The sequence below is a fragment of the Fimbriimonas sp. LA-C6 genome (assembly GCF_055398105.1).
Map to the genome: position 1 here is coordinate 1,124,232 of NZ_AP038796.1, position 13,557 is coordinate 1,137,788.

11 protein-coding genes are annotated in these 13,557 nt (G+C 54.0%); 9 read left to right on the forward strand and 2 right to left on the reverse strand.

What is annotated here, in order from left to right; translation table 11 throughout:
- The first annotated feature begins 11 nt into the window (after positions 1-11).
- The 9 genes from ACZ51B_RS05285 to ACZ51B_RS05325 all read left to right on the forward strand — a co-directional run bounded on the left by ACZ51B_RS05285 (position 12) and on the right by ACZ51B_RS05325 (position 7,467).
- Positions 12-752, forward strand: a complete 741-nt coding sequence (locus ACZ51B_RS05285) for an SDR family NAD(P)-dependent oxidoreductase (protein ID WP_464296193.1) — start codon at positions 12-14, stop codon at positions 750-752.
- The gene (locus tag ACZ51B_RS05290; protein WP_464296194.1) at positions 749-2,158 is read left to right on the forward strand and encodes an FAD-binding oxidoreductase; all 1,410 of its coding nucleotides are present in this window, start codon (positions 749-751) and stop codon (positions 2,156-2,158) included. The genes ACZ51B_RS05285 and ACZ51B_RS05290 overlap by 4 nt, the downstream gene beginning before the upstream one ends.
- An 82-nt stretch (positions 2,159-2,240) precedes the next feature.
- Positions 2,241-2,588 (forward strand): hypothetical protein, encoded by a 348-nt coding sequence (locus ACZ51B_RS05295; protein WP_464296195.1) that lies wholly within the window; start codon positions 2,241-2,243, stop codon positions 2,586-2,588.
- Positions 2,588-3,445 carry a dTDP-4-dehydrorhamnose reductase gene (gene rfbD, locus ACZ51B_RS05300; RefSeq protein WP_464296196.1) on the forward strand — a complete coding sequence of 286 codons (858 nt, stop codon included), beginning with the start codon at positions 2,588-2,590 and terminating at the stop codon, positions 3,443-3,445. The genes ACZ51B_RS05295 and rfbD overlap by 1 nt, the downstream gene beginning before the upstream one ends.
- 33 nt (positions 3,446-3,478) lie before the next feature.
- Positions 3,479-4,099: an HAD-IA family hydrolase gene (locus tag ACZ51B_RS05305; RefSeq protein WP_464296197.1), complete on the forward strand. Its 621-nt coding sequence runs from the start codon at positions 3,479-3,481 to the stop codon at positions 4,097-4,099.
- Between the two features lie 23 nt (positions 4,100-4,122).
- Positions 4,123-5,115: a UDP-glucose 4-epimerase GalE gene (gene galE / locus ACZ51B_RS05310; RefSeq protein ID WP_464296198.1), complete on the forward strand. Its 993-nt coding sequence runs from the start codon at positions 4,123-4,125 to the stop codon at positions 5,113-5,115.
- Positions 5,116-5,172: 57 nt separating this feature from the next.
- The gene (locus ACZ51B_RS05315) at positions 5,173-6,150 is read left to right on the forward strand and encodes a DHH family phosphoesterase (protein ID WP_464296199.1); all 978 of its coding nucleotides are present in this window, start codon (positions 5,173-5,175) and stop codon (positions 6,148-6,150) included.
- A 35-nt stretch (positions 6,151-6,185) separates the two neighbouring features.
- Entirely contained in the window at positions 6,186-7,004 is an 819-nt protein-coding gene (gene truB / locus ACZ51B_RS05320; RefSeq protein ID WP_464297170.1) for a tRNA pseudouridine(55) synthase TruB, read from the forward strand.
- Positions 6,991-7,467, forward strand: coding sequence for a DUF2752 domain-containing protein (locus tag ACZ51B_RS05325; protein ID WP_464296200.1), 477 nt, complete (start codon positions 6,991-6,993; stop codon positions 7,465-7,467). The genes truB and ACZ51B_RS05325 overlap by 14 nt, the downstream gene beginning before the upstream one ends.
- Positions 7,468-7,505: 38 nt before the next feature.
- Here the strand turns inward: ACZ51B_RS05325 and ACZ51B_RS05330 are convergent, their stop codons facing one another.
- Positions 7,506-11,933: a glutamate synthase-related protein gene (locus ACZ51B_RS05330; protein ID WP_464296201.1), complete on the reverse strand. Its 4,428-nt coding sequence runs from the start codon at positions 11,931-11,933 to the stop codon at positions 7,506-7,508.
- Between the two features lie 216 nt (positions 11,934-12,149).
- Positions 12,150-13,496, reverse strand: coding sequence for an ammonium transporter (locus ACZ51B_RS05335; protein ID WP_464296202.1), 1,347 nt, complete (start codon positions 13,494-13,496; stop codon positions 12,150-12,152).
- Positions 13,497-13,557 lie beyond the last annotated feature (61 nt).

The window sequence follows — 13,557 nt, forward strand, 5'->3', positions numbered from 1 at the left end:
ACGGTAACCTCATGTCTATGCCGCCCTCGAAATACAAGCATGCCATCGTCATCGGTGCCTCATCTGGCATTGGTGCCGAGCTCGTGAAGCAGCTTGCGAACTCCGGTTGTAAAGTCGCGGCTCTTGCACGCCGGGAGGAGTTACTTCAAAAGCTGGTCAACGAGCATTCGAGCAAAGTCACGGCTTACGTGCACGACGTCACCCACTTTGATGAGATCCCAGCCCTTTTCCAAAAGATCACCGGAGAACTCGGAGGGCTGGACTTAGTGATCTACAACTCTGGCATCATGCCCGATGTCGGCATCACCGAGTTTTCCTTTGAAAAGGACAAGGCCATGATTGATGTGAACCTACTAGGTGCCGTGGCTTGGCTCAATCAGGCCGCGATACGGTTTGGCAACACGAAGAGTGGATCCATCGTGGCGATCGGAAGTGTGGCAGGTGACCGAGGCCGTTCCGGGCAGCCTATCTACAACGCGACCAAAGCAGCACTGGCAACCTACATGGAAGCCCTGCGCAATCGACTCTCCAAGCAAGGGGTCAAGGTCGTCACGATCAAGCCAGGCCCTGTTGAGACCGAACTGATTCAGCATCTTCACTTCAAAGGGGCCATGAAGCCGGAAGACGCAGCCGCTAAGACGCTACAGCTGAGTTCAAAAACAGGCGAGCACTACTTGAAGTTTTCCCACAAAGCGATCTTCCTTATCCTTCGAAACATTCCCTCCTTCATCTTCCAAAAGCTCAAGATATGAACACCAGCCTGCCTGCGGAAAGAATCGCCAAGTTGAAAGGGTTCGGCCTTTCCTCGCATGCGGACGGCTACCTCTACCGCCCGACAAACGTGGCGCAGATGCAGGAAGTGCTCCGGATCGCGAGAGAAGCAGGACGCAAAGTGGTCCTAAGGGGCGCTGGGCGTAGCTACGGCGATGCGAGCATTGCCGATGAAGCCGTCATCCTAGACATCACCCGGATGAACCGAGTGCTCAATTGGGATCCAAAGACAGGCATCATCGAAGTAGAAGCAGGCGCGACAATCGAGGACCTGTGGAGGACCTCTCTTGAAGATGGATGGTGGCCACCCGTTGTAAGCGGCACCATGTTCCCTACCATGGCGGGTGCCCTGGGCATGAATATCCACGGTAAGAACAACCCGCAGGTCGGCACGATCGGTGAGCAAGTTCTTGAGATCGAGGTCCTGCTCGCGAATGGTGAGCTGAAGCAATACACTCCCAACGACAAGCTGTTCTACTCGTTCATCAGCGGGTGTGGACTTTTTGGCGCGATCACTCGGGTGAAGCTCCAAATGAAGCGCGTTCATAGCGGGGACTTACGCGTTCTGCCCATTTGCTGTTCAAACTGGGACGAACAGTTTGAGTGCTTCTGGGAGTTTGAAGGTGAGTCGGACTACCAAGTCAGCTGGGTGGACTGCTTTGCCCGTGGGAAGAAGATGGGGCGAGGCCTGTATCACGCGGCCTGGTACACCCATGAGAGCGCCGAGCGCCCCTCTAGCCTGCGGCCAGAACACCAAGACCTTCCCGATACCGTCATGGGGGTGTTTCCCAAGTCCTCGGTATGGCGAATTCTGAAGCTGTTTAACAACCGACTCGGCATGCGCACGGTGAACGCGGCCAAAGACTTCGCATCCAGAACGCTGGGGAACGGTAAGCCTCACAGCCAAAGCCTTGTCGGGTTCTCTTTCCTGCTGGACTACGTTCCAGGTTGGCAGAACTCGTACCTCCCAGGCGGCTTCATTCAGTATCAATCGTTCGTGCCAAAGGAGCGTGCTCCCGAGGTCTTTGCCTATCAAGTTGAGTTGCAGCAAGAGGCCAAACTAGAGTCGTTTCTTGGCGTTCTAAAACGGCATCGACGCGACAAGTTCATGTTCTCTCACGGAGTCGATGGGTTCTCGTTTGCGTTGGACTTCAAGTTGACGCCGAAGAATCAAGACCGTTTGTTTGATCTTGCACACCGAATGAATGAACTCGTACTCGATGCTGGCGGGCGTTTTTACTTGGCGAAAGATAGCACCCTTCGCCCCGAAGACCTTGAGCGGTATCTCGGTCAAGCAGCTTTAGGCGAGATCCGCGCTCTCAAGCAGGAACTGGATCCAGAACGGCTGTTCACTAGCAATCTTGCCAGCAGGTTAGGCATCATCTGAGTCTGGAGTGGCACGATTCTTGCCAGTTTGTTAACACGGCTCGCAGGTATCATCCCTCAGCCCCAAGGATAGTTATCGCAAAATGGATATTCCCGCAAAAGTCACCGACGTACTCATGCTTCCGTTCCTCTGCCTTTTCTTCGGGATAGTGGTTTATGGTTTGGCATTTGCTTCTGGATGGAGAACTGGGAAGCTGCCATGGGCTCGGTGGGTTGGGTTCGCTCTCAGCGGTCTTGCATTTATTCTCGGCTTTAAGACGCTCTGGAATCTCTTCGACCGAAACACTGGCTTCATCTACCGACAAGCCCTTTCAGGCACGAAGAAGATGATCTACGCACACTACGCCGTGGCGATCATTCCTGTCATCGTGATCCTCTGCTTAGTAGGTGCTGAGCTTTGGTTTAAGCGAGCAGCGCAGAACCTCGACTGATGCGAGTTCTGGTCACTGGCGCATCTGGGGCTTTGGGTTCTGCCGTCGTTGCAGAACTCGCAAAACGCAACCACGAATGCATCCCGGTCACAAGAACAGAGTTCGATATTTCGGATCCTGAATCTTCAGCCCGCATTGCTGCGGGCGAATATGGTCAACTCGATTGGTGCATCAACTGCGCCGCGTACACCAAGGTTGACCTTGCAGAGACCCACGAACAAGAGGCCTACGGAGCCAATGCTCTAGGAGTGGCTTACCTCTCACAAATGTGCAGTCTTGCAAGTTGTGGACTTATACATATCAGCACTGATTTCGTTTTTGATGGCTCTGCTTCAGCCCCTTACACCGAGGAGGACATTCCCAACCCATTGAGCGCATACGGGCGGACAAAACTGGCTGGGGAGAAGTCGGTTCTTGGCTATCACCGGGGACTTGTTGTTCGGACTTCCTGGGTTTTTGGTCCGACAGGAAGCAACTTTCCAAAAACCATGCTCAACGCGTATCGGGCTGGAAAGAGCCTACGCGTCGTGTCAGATCAGGTTGGTAATCCCACCTACACACTCGACCTTGCGCGCGTGCTGATCGACCTCATGGAGATGAACGCTTTCCCCGGGATCTACCACGCCTGCGGACCCGAAACGATGAGTTGGTACGACTTTGCAAAACGAGCCATCTCTGTTTGCACCGGTGAGGAAGCAGACATCGAGGCCATCGCGACCTCGGATTGGCCGACACCTGCAAAACGACCACATTTCAGCGTTCTCTCGACAGAGAAGTTGCTTTCACTCGGAGTTAGCCCCATGCGGCGCTTGCAAGACGCACTACAAGATTTTTGTAAAGGGATCTCCGCACAGTAACCGAGCAGTAACCTCCTTCCGATAGAATGGATCGTGAGTTCTAATACGCTCGTGTGCTTTGATCTAGGCGGCGTCCTGATCGACGTCATTCACAATTGGCAGCAGATTATTCAAACCCTCGGGATAGCATCGAATCTGGATATGACTGCGAAAACTCCGCTAGGTGAGTTTGAGCCTTTTATCCGCTACCAGGACGGCGCTATTGACGAGGTGCAATACGGGCAGGAGCTGGCGGTCTGCCTCGGAGTAACGCCTGATCAAGCGATTAAGGCTCACAACGCGATCCTTGGGAAAGAGTTTGAAGGCACTCCTCAGCTAATTGCTGACCTGAAGCAAACGACGGTAAAGACGTGTTGCCTCAGTAACACCAATGCACTGCACTGGGAGATCCTCACTTCACCATCACACTGCCCGAGCATAGCTTCTCTAGATGACCACTATGCTTCGCACTTGCTGAAGGTATCCAAGCCAGACGAAGCGATCTTTCACGCGGTCCAAGAGCGCTATCATCACGACACAAAAGTTGTCTTTTTCGACGACAGTTTCCCGAACATTCAGGCTGCACTGGCTTTTGGATGGATCGCATTTCATGTAGATTCCTCCAATCCTACACCCCAAATAAGAGCATCTCTGCAAGAAATCGGAATCCTCTAAAATCGCGTGGTACGATCCTTTCGATGATCTTAGTGATTGGTGGAGCAGGCTATATCGGATCGCACATGCTCAAGGTTTTGAGAGATGCAGGCGAACCGCACATCGTTCTAGACAACTTTGAGTTTGGACATAAGGAAGCGCTTCACGGCACTCAGTTCGTCGAAGGGGACCTTCGGAAGCCCGAGACTCTACGCGCTGTTTTTGAAAGTCATCCAGAGATTGATGTAGTAATCAACTTCGCGGCTTACATCTCGGTGGGCGAGAGCGTCCGCGAGCCAGGAAAGTACTGGCTGAACAACACGCTGGGCGTTCTGAACCTGGTTGAGGAGATGCGTCGCGCCAAGATCTCGAAGCTTGTGTTTAGCTCTACGGCTGCAATCTTTGGAGAACCCAATTACATTCCCATCGATGAAGAGCACGCGAAGAATCCGACAAGTTGTTACGGACAGACCAAATTAGCGGTCGAGCGGATGCTCAAGGACTTCGAGATTGGGCATGGACTCCAGAGCGTTTGTCTTCGCTACTTCAACGCAGCTGGCGCCGATCCTGAGGGTTTAATTGGCGAGGACCATACACCAGAAGAACATTTGATCCCTCTCGCCATTGCGGCGGCCATGGGTCGTCGCCCTGCGCTCAAAGTGTTTGGTACAGATTGGAACACGCCAGACGGCACATGCGTAAGAGACTATGTGCACGTGCTGGATCTCGCACAAGCACATCTTTTGGCCGTTCGACACTTAAGAGCTGGAGGCACATCAAGAGCCTACAACCTCGGTAATGGTGTAGGTTTCTCAATTCGCCAAGTGTTAGAAACGGTTGGCAAGGTGGCAGGGAATCCGGTTCCTGCTGAAGACGCAGACAGGCGTCAAGGAGATCCTGCAACGCTGATCGCAGGTTCCAACAAGATCCGCGAAGACTGGGGTTGGAATCCCTCCTATCCTGAATTGGAGACCATTGTTCAACATGCATGGAATTGGCACAAGAATCATCCCAAAGGATTTGCAAGTAGTTTCTAGCCGCCTAGAGTACACTGGGAACGTTTTGGCAGCACCCATTCTATTCGGGGGTATCGCTTGAGCGAGACCAAGGCGCTTGCACTCCAGCTTCGCGAAGAGGCACTCCATGCATCTGGAGTGATTATTGGAACGCACCTTAATCCAGACGGCGATGCACTAGGCAGTAGCCTTGCGATGTCTATGTATCTTGACTCTATTGGAGTCCAGAACGAAGTTCTTTGCCACCACGTCGCTCCTAAAAGTCTTCAGTTCTTGCCGGGAGTTGACCGGATTCGGCAGGTCCCCAAGAACGAAAGCCATGAACTTGGATTCATGCTGGATCTTGAAGCAATGGATCGATTAGGGAGCACCGAGCCCTTTTTTGCAAGTTGCAAGCGGCTCATCGTTGTGGATCATCACATTCCTCACGAAATGCCCGGTGACCTCAGAATTGTGGATGTTCGGGCTAGTGCGACAGCGCAATTGATCGCTCAGATCCTGATCGACCTCGATGCGGATATCACTCCCGAAATCGCAACTTGTCTGCTCACAGGAATCGTCACGGACACTGGCTCATTCCGGTTCCGAAACACGACTCCAGAAGCACTTAGCCTATCTGCTTTCTTGTTAGAGCGCGGTGGCGACATTAACAGGGTAAGTGAAGAGGTATTCCAGCGGAAACCGCTCTCTTCAACTAGGCTTCTGGGTCACATGCTCGACACGATGCGTCTTGAGAGCAATGACCAGATCGCAATGGGTGTGCTGACCGTTAAAGACTTTGACTCGGCCTATGCGCGTGACGAAGACACAGAAGGATTTGTGAACGAAATGCTCTTCATTGAGTGTGTTCGTATCGCAGCAATTCTCCGAGAACCCAAGGCAGGCAAGGTGCGATGTTCCATTCGCTCCCGAGATGATATCGACGTCGCTTCGGTCGCACGTGAGTTCGGCGGTGGTGGTCACAAGAACGCAGCGGGCTGCACATTTGACCTTCCCGTAGAGGAAGTTGAAACCATCCTCATGGAGAAACTGAAGACGTGCTTGGCGTCTTACTAGTTAACAAGCCTCTTGGCCTGACGTCACATGATGCGGTGAACCGAGTTCGCCGCAGACTGGGCACCAAACGCGTTGGCCATGCAGGAACTCTTGACCCCCTTGCGACAGGTTTGTTGGTCATCGCAGTGGGCCCTGCAACACGATTTTTACAATATTTACCACTAGAACCTAAACTTTACGAAACAGAGATCACCTTTGGAGTCGAGACCTCTACCTATGATAAGGAGGGAGAGATTATCCGTGAAGCACCGGTCCCGGCTGACCTGCAAGCAGCTATAGACGAGGTAAAGGGCCAGTTCTTGGGACTTATTCAGCAGTTGCCACCCATGTACAGTGCTGTTAAAGTGGGCGGCCAACCACTCTACAAGCACGCTCGGGCTGGAAACGAAATTGAGCGAGAGCTGCGAAACGTCCACATTGGCAGGTTTGATATCCAGGCCATTGACGAGAGGCGAGCTATCGCCACCATCGAATGTTCCGGTGGAACTTACATTCGAACACTCGGGCACGATCTGGGCCAGAAGCTTGGATGCGGTGCTCATCTTTCGAAGTTGGTCCGCACCGAAGTCGGACGATTTAGACTAGATCAAGCACATGAACTTGAACATTTCGATACATCAAGTCTCTATTCTTTGAAGGATTCTCTCGCTCCGATGCCTATGATGCAACTCGATGTTGAGCAGACGCGTAATGTGAGGGAGGGACGCCAGATAGCGATGGAAGAACAGTACGACTCGAAACTTGTTGCGCTGCTTGAGCCAGGTGGCACAGTTTTTAGCATCGCAAGAGTTGTCGAAAACCGCCTTCAACCCGAGTGCGTGATCCCTGCCGAGGCAGGCTATGACGCTGTTTGAGGAGCCTTACTCAAAACGCGCACTCTTCAGTCAGGTGTTATGGTTCCTCTTTTGGGCAACCTTAACAGGCATCGGCGTGTTCTTGCATGCTGATTCCGCTGGGCACGGGACCCATCAACAGTTAGGGCTGCCCCCATGCCCGAGCGTGCTGCTTTTTAACCGCCCCTGCCCCGGCTGTGGACTTACCACCAGCTGGACTTCCCTCCTGCATGGCAACCTTGCCATGGCATTCCACGCACACCCACTGGGACCACCCCTGTACCTACTCTTTACGACATCCGCCTTTTTGGCGCTGTATGGCTATTTCAAGGGCCTCAGATTGCCTACGGACACTCCGCTTGCCAATCGAGTTTTCATCGTGACCTGCACGATTTTCATGGTGTTTGGCATCTATCGAATGCAGACAACACCCAACTACGCAACGGTCCGCGAGTTGATCATTGCTCACTACTCTTCGAAATAAAAAATGCCCCTCAATTGCTTGAGGGGCATTTTTTATTATCAGGCGTAAGCTTCAGGCAGTAGCTTCGTGATCACCTTCGAGAAGTTGCTCGCATCGAAGTTCTTCAAAATGCATGCTGCCAGTGGGCTTCCCGTCTTTTCGTGGTGCTCGGTAAGCATTGCTTTAATCCACTCGACATCATGCTCTTCCAAGTCTGTCGCATGGACATAGCTGCTATTGAGTCGGCCATCTTGTAGGTCGTAGATGTATGCAACACCACCGGTCATACCTGCACCAAAGTTTCGACCTATGGACCCAAGAATGAGGGCTTTACCGCCAGTCATATACTGACAGCCGTTAGCTTCAAGTCCTTCTACCACGATCTCAGGGCCGCCACCTTCGTGGTTTTTGCGGAGGCAGATACCGAAGCGATTACCAGCCCTGCCGGCGATGAACACACGTCCGCCGCGAGCGCCGTACCCAAAGGTGTTTCCAACGAGCGTTGCGCCCTCGACGCCTGGCTGAGGTTTGATGACGAGTGTTCCGCCATAGGAAGCGGTGAAACATGAGTCCGCCGCCACGCCTTCCAGCTCAAACTCCATTCCATCCACCGCGTAGGCAGCGTAGAAGTGGCCAGCAGCACCTTGGTCTTTGAATCTCAAGGATCCACTAGTCAGACCAAGATCGCCCTTGGTTCGCGCAATGATTCCTGAGGCCGCTAACCCCAGACATCGATTGTCGCGACCCAGAACTCGCTCTTTCACAACATTGCTACCTGAAAGAGCAGATCGAGCGGCATCCTCTTCTTCGTGGTGGTCCAGGAGGTCAACCTTTGGTTGAACCCGCTTAAGGCAGTCGGACGGGGGCACGCCAAGCAGAGAGTCCACATCGAACAAGGCAGCTTTGCCTTCCAATCCAGACTTTTTCTCTAGCAAGTCGCGTCGTCCGACAACCTCAGCAAGGTTTCTGATACCTGCGGCTGCCATGCGCTCCTGAACCTCACGAGCTACGAAGAGGAAATACTTTGCCACCTGCTTGCTGTCACCTTTAAAGTTGGCAACAAGAGCAGGGTCTTGGGTTGCGACACCGGGTGCGCAGCCGAGACGTCGCTTACCGGTTGGGTCTGCAGGGTCGGGTCCTGCGAGGTGGCATTTTCGGAGCATGCTACAGCCCATGGCAATGAGCACGCTCGTACCAAATCCAACACGGTCTGCACCAAGCAGTACAAGCTTCAGGAACTGTTCGCCAGCCTGAACGCCTCCGTCAACACTGAGTTCAATCTGCTGCCGAAGTCCTTCTTCGATCAGCATGTCCTGAACTCTTGGCAGAACGGCCGCAGCCGGAACACCTGCATGCTTTTGGTCCACGCGCTTGGCCGCGCCAGTACCACCACCGCCATCGCTGATATGGAGCCTATTAGCACCTGCATTGGCACCTCCAACAGCAACCATTTCAACACCGTGTGTCGCTACAAACTTGAGGGCACAGTTGACCTTGGGGTTAATGGTGCGCCAGCTCTCAACCATCAACTTTACGTCCTCAATGGAGTAAAGGTTGTGGTTGATCGGAGGGGAGACCAGTTCGTAGCCGGGCTCGCATCCGCGCTGGTTGGCAACACGCTCGTTGACTTTCTTTCCAGGCAGCTGTCCGCCTTTACCGGGCTTAGCACCCTGAGCGAATTTAACTTCGGCTTCGTCTGCGCAAGCTGCAACTGCTGGAGTGATCGTAAATCGTCCACCCGCATACTGAACACTTCTGTTTCCGTCACGAGTGCCGATGCGCTTCTTGTCGAACCCACCTTCACCACTGTTGGCAACAGGCCCAATGCCATATGGCAACGGCTGACCTTCTGCCGAAAGTTTGATGCGTGCGAGGCGGTAGATGGTGTTGAAAGCTCGGGCAACAGTTCGGTGAGCAGGTTCTGAAAGGGCTCCTTCGCTCATGCCAGGAGCCATAAATCGCCACAGGATGTTCTCCACGGATTCAACTTCATCCAGAGGAATCGGCTCCTGCTCTTTCACCTTGAGACAGTCGAGGACCGTGATGGGAGGGCGCTCAGCAACGAGGTTGCTGTAGATCTGATAGGCTTCCCAAGTTCCTGGCGCAGCACCGTGAATCTTCTTCATGTAGCCGGTGGCTAGATGGAGACCTCGTACGACCTGGGCGTCATTGTAGTGTGGACGTCCGTTTCGGCTTTGTCGGTACTCACCAGCATCTACGAGTTCGATGCACTCAGGGAAAGCGGCTCGGTGCAGTGCGATCCATTCCTGGTCAATGATGCCCTCATTGATTCCACCCAAGTGACACTGTACGTTGGGAAACTCACGAGCGACGAACTGTGGGTCGAGGCCGATAGACTCAACCAAAGCCGCTCCACAGTAGGCAGCAGATGGGGTGACACCGACCATGGACATCACTTCTAAGAAACCGGATCGAAGCCCCTTAAGGTAGGTCTTCTCTGCTTCCTGAGCGATTTGAGACCCGAGCCAGGGCTGCACGGCGTCAGCACCCATGGCGACTAGAAGTGCCGTTTGCTGAATATCCCAAACACCCGCTTCGGCGACGATACCGACTCGATGGCGGAGTCCAGAGCGGGCCAGCTGAGAATGGATTCTTGAGACCGCTCTGAGGATGCTGAGCGTGATCTTCCCTGCTGTCGGCTGCTTATCGCTGATGACCAGAATAGCTTGTGAATCAGCTAAGGCAATAGCCGACTCGACAACCTTATCGAGCGCTTCTTCGAACCAAGTCGTGTCCCCGCCTGTCTGTGCATCGACCTGCAAGCTCACAACTTGAACCTGCGGCTGTTGCTTAATCCAAGCAAGTTCGGCCTGGGAAAGAACTCGGTTCTTCAGTTTGTACAGAGACTTGCCAGAGGTTCCCCAAAGGCCACCACGGTCTCCAAGCCAACCGCCTTGGTCGAATACCCATTCATCGCGAATCGGGTCGATCGCTGGGCTGGTCTCCTGAGCAAACCGTAGGGCGAAATAGTCTTCGAGACGCCGAGGCATTTCGTCAAGGAGTGCAGACGGAGGTGTGTCGTCTCCCATCGAACCAAGTGCTGGCTTACCAGTCTTGATCAGCGGCTCAAGAATGACTTCGACATCTTCCTTTGTCATCCCAAGAGCTTTCTGGACAGCGAGAATGTCTTGGATATCTTCAACCGCTGCCTCGCCGATGGTCTTGAAGGCTGGAACGTCGGACGCTTCGAGGGCAACGAGGCTGGAACACTCGTCATCAAACAAGAGTCCGCCCGTATTCATTCGCACCACGAAGGTATCTCCTGGTCCGAGACATCGCTGAATCTTCGGAACGCTGCGGGTCATTGGCTCGGTTAGCTCGCTACCTGCAAAGACGATTTCATCGTCTGCCCAGACCCATAGAGGTCGCAGTCCGTTTCGGTCGAGGTGAGCAACCGCATCGTCGCCATCGCAGCAAACGACAGCCGCTGGACCATCGCATCCACCCAAGTGGACACCCATTTTCTGGTAGAAAGCATCGAGGCCGTCGTGCTGCGCACGTCCGTCACGACTCTCTGGCATGAGGGCCAAAATCGATTGGGGCATCGTCATACCGCCAGCCATCAACGCAATCGCCATGTCGTCGAGGTTGGCAGTATCCGAGCCCCCGGTACATATGACGGTCTTGACCTTCTCGGCAACCTTCGACAGTTGTGGGAACTGCTCTGCTAGGCTGGCCAGGAGATCCTTGCCAATAGCCTCCATCCATGCGACGTTTCCTCGGATGGTCGTGATCTCCCCGTTGTGTGCCAACGCCCAGAACGGCTGAGCGCGCTTCCAAGCGGTGGAGGTGTTGGTGCAGTATCGGCTGTGGAATAGAAGAAATCGTGATGCAACGCAGTCGTCTGCCAGGTCTGGATAGAGCTTGTCAATCTTAGAAAGCTCGGCGAGGCCTTTGTAGACTACTGTTCTGTTCGAGAGGCTTACCAGCGAGAAGCTATCGCCAAAGCTGCGGCTCAGCTCGGAGTCGAGTGCCAGACGAAGCAAGTATCGGCAAGCAAACCAACCGGCCTCGCTCAGTCCATCAGGTCTCTTGAAGAGAGCCTGGCGAACGACAGGAAGGGTTCGGAGTGCAGGGGAACCTTCAGGTAGAGCTCGTGGGTCGATGGGGACGTCTGCCCACTGAAGAACGTCGGCACCTGCGGAGTGTGCAAGGGCCTCGACCCTCTCGACGCACTCGGCTCGGGCAACTGCTTCGAAAGGCATGAAGAACATTCCGAGAGCGACGTCTCGCTGAGCGATTGCTCGAATGTGACGCGGGAAACGATCGATGAGGAGAGCCCAAGGGATATCGAGCTGAACGCCTGCTCCGTGGCCTGGAGCGCCACGGTGGTCGAACTCACGAGTGAGTTCAAGTCCCAATTCAACAACACGTCGTTCGGCTACGCCCTTTCTGGTTGCAACAAAGCCAATGCCACAGGCATCGGACTCTAGGATCGTTTTTCCGTTTCTCTGAACTTCGTACATGCGGGTGCACCTAACAATGGCAACACCGCCGGTCCCTGCTCGCACAACACTGAGTGAGTGGGGAAAAGACTTTACATCACATTCGACGTATATCCAACTAATATCGTTAGTTTTTTGTTAATTGTTTCAGATTTCGTTACAAACGGAGATGCGAAGGTGTGAACAGGCTCACGCTCTCTAGACGTAGTCTAGAGAGCGTGAGCCTGGCTTCGTTGATTAGTACAATCCCGCGAGATCACGAGGGGCTTCCTCGTTGGAGTCCGCATAGGCTTCATCCAGGGCATAGCCGGATTCTCCGTGAAGCGAACTGTCGAGACCTCGATGCTCATCGTCTTCGTGAACTCGTAAGCCCATGACGGCGTTGATGAGCTTGCCAAGGAGAAGCGAACCTACAAAGGCAAACACGGCAACTGCGCTCACAGCAGCCACTTGCTTCAAGACCAGGGACATACGCCCATGCTCCAGCGCTGGGCCAGTGGCTGCATTGTTGATCGTGATGTCTGCAAACACACCGGTTAGGATGGCTCCACAGAATCCGCCGACGCCGTGGACACCGACCACGTCGAGGGCATCGTCATAGCCGAGCTTATGCTTCCAGTCGATTGCCATGAAGCAGATGACTCCGGCAATGCAGCCCATCCAGATGGACGACATGATGCCAACGTAGCCAGCGGCTGGGGTGATCGCGACTAACCCCGCAACTAGACCCGATGCGCCGCCGATTGCGGTTACACGCCCGGTCTTGATCTTCTCTGCGAGAAGCCAAGTAACCATTCCTGCCGCGGCTGCAAGGTGCGTCGTGGTTAAGGCGCTTACAGCAACCTCGTTGATTGCGTAGGCTGACCCTGCGTTGAATCCGAACCAACCGAACCAGAGAAGTCCTGCTCCGAGAAGTGTCAGCGTGATGTTGTTCGGTGGCGGAGTTGAGGACTTTCGCCGACCTGTGACGATGCAGAGAGCCAATGCTGAAACGCCACTTGCTACGTGGACAACGGTTCCACCCGCAAAGTCGAGTGCGCCCAGCTTGCAGAGCCACCCATCTGCATTCCAGACCCAGCAGGCGATCGGCGAGTAAATGAGCAGTGACCATAGGATCATGAAGAGGACGTAACCGCCGAACTTCACTCGCTCCGCAATCGCTCCCGATATGAGCGCGGGAGTGATGATTGCGAACTTCATCTGGAACATCATGAAGAGCGCGGCTGAGATCGTTAAGGTCGCATAGGGCTTGGTGAACGAGATGTTGTTTCCAAATAGGTAGCTGAAGTCACCTATGAAACCTTTGGATGGCCCGAAGGCAAGCGAGTATCCGACCATCACCCACAGGATGCTGATCACACCCATCATGAGGAAGCTCATGAGCATGGTGTTGAGCACGTTCTTTCGGTGAACCATGCCACCGTAGAACAGCGCCAAGGCTGGGGTCATGAGGAGAACGAGTGCAGTCGCAACGATCATCCAAGCGCTATCGGCTGGATTAACTGCGGATTTGTCTGGTCCTTGTGCAAGGGCCGAACATGTCATGCCGATCATCGACACTACGAGAGCTAGCTTTCTTCCCAACGGAATTCCTCCAAGTTGAAGCTCACTCGCTCCGTTGCGAGAAGATGCCTGTGTTAAGGGA

What these genes read in the sequence shown, in the direction of transcription:
- ACZ51B_RS05285 (WP_464296193.1), top strand. Translation starts at nt 12, where the DNA reads ATGTCTATGCCGCCCTCGAAATACAAGCATGCCATCGTCATCGGTGCC.
- ACZ51B_RS05290 (WP_464296194.1), top strand. Translation starts at nt 749, where the DNA reads ATGAACACCAGCCTGCCTGCGGAAAGAATCGCCAAGTTGAAAGGGTTC.
- ACZ51B_RS05295 (WP_464296195.1), top strand. Translation starts at nt 2,241, where the DNA reads ATGGATATTCCCGCAAAAGTCACCGACGTACTCATGCTTCCGTTCCTC.
- rfbD (WP_464296196.1), top strand. Translation starts at nt 2,588, where the DNA reads ATGCGAGTTCTGGTCACTGGCGCATCTGGGGCTTTGGGTTCTGCCGTC.
- galE (WP_464296198.1), top strand. Translation starts at nt 4,123, where the DNA reads ATGATCTTAGTGATTGGTGGAGCAGGCTATATCGGATCGCACATGCTC.
- ACZ51B_RS05325 (WP_464296200.1), top strand. Translation starts at nt 6,991, where the DNA reads ATGACGCTGTTTGAGGAGCCTTACTCAAAACGCGCACTCTTCAGTCAG.
- ACZ51B_RS05330 (WP_464296201.1), bottom strand. Translation starts at nt 11,933, where the DNA reads ATGTACGAAGTTCAGAGAAACGGAAAAACGATCCTAGAGTCCGATGCC.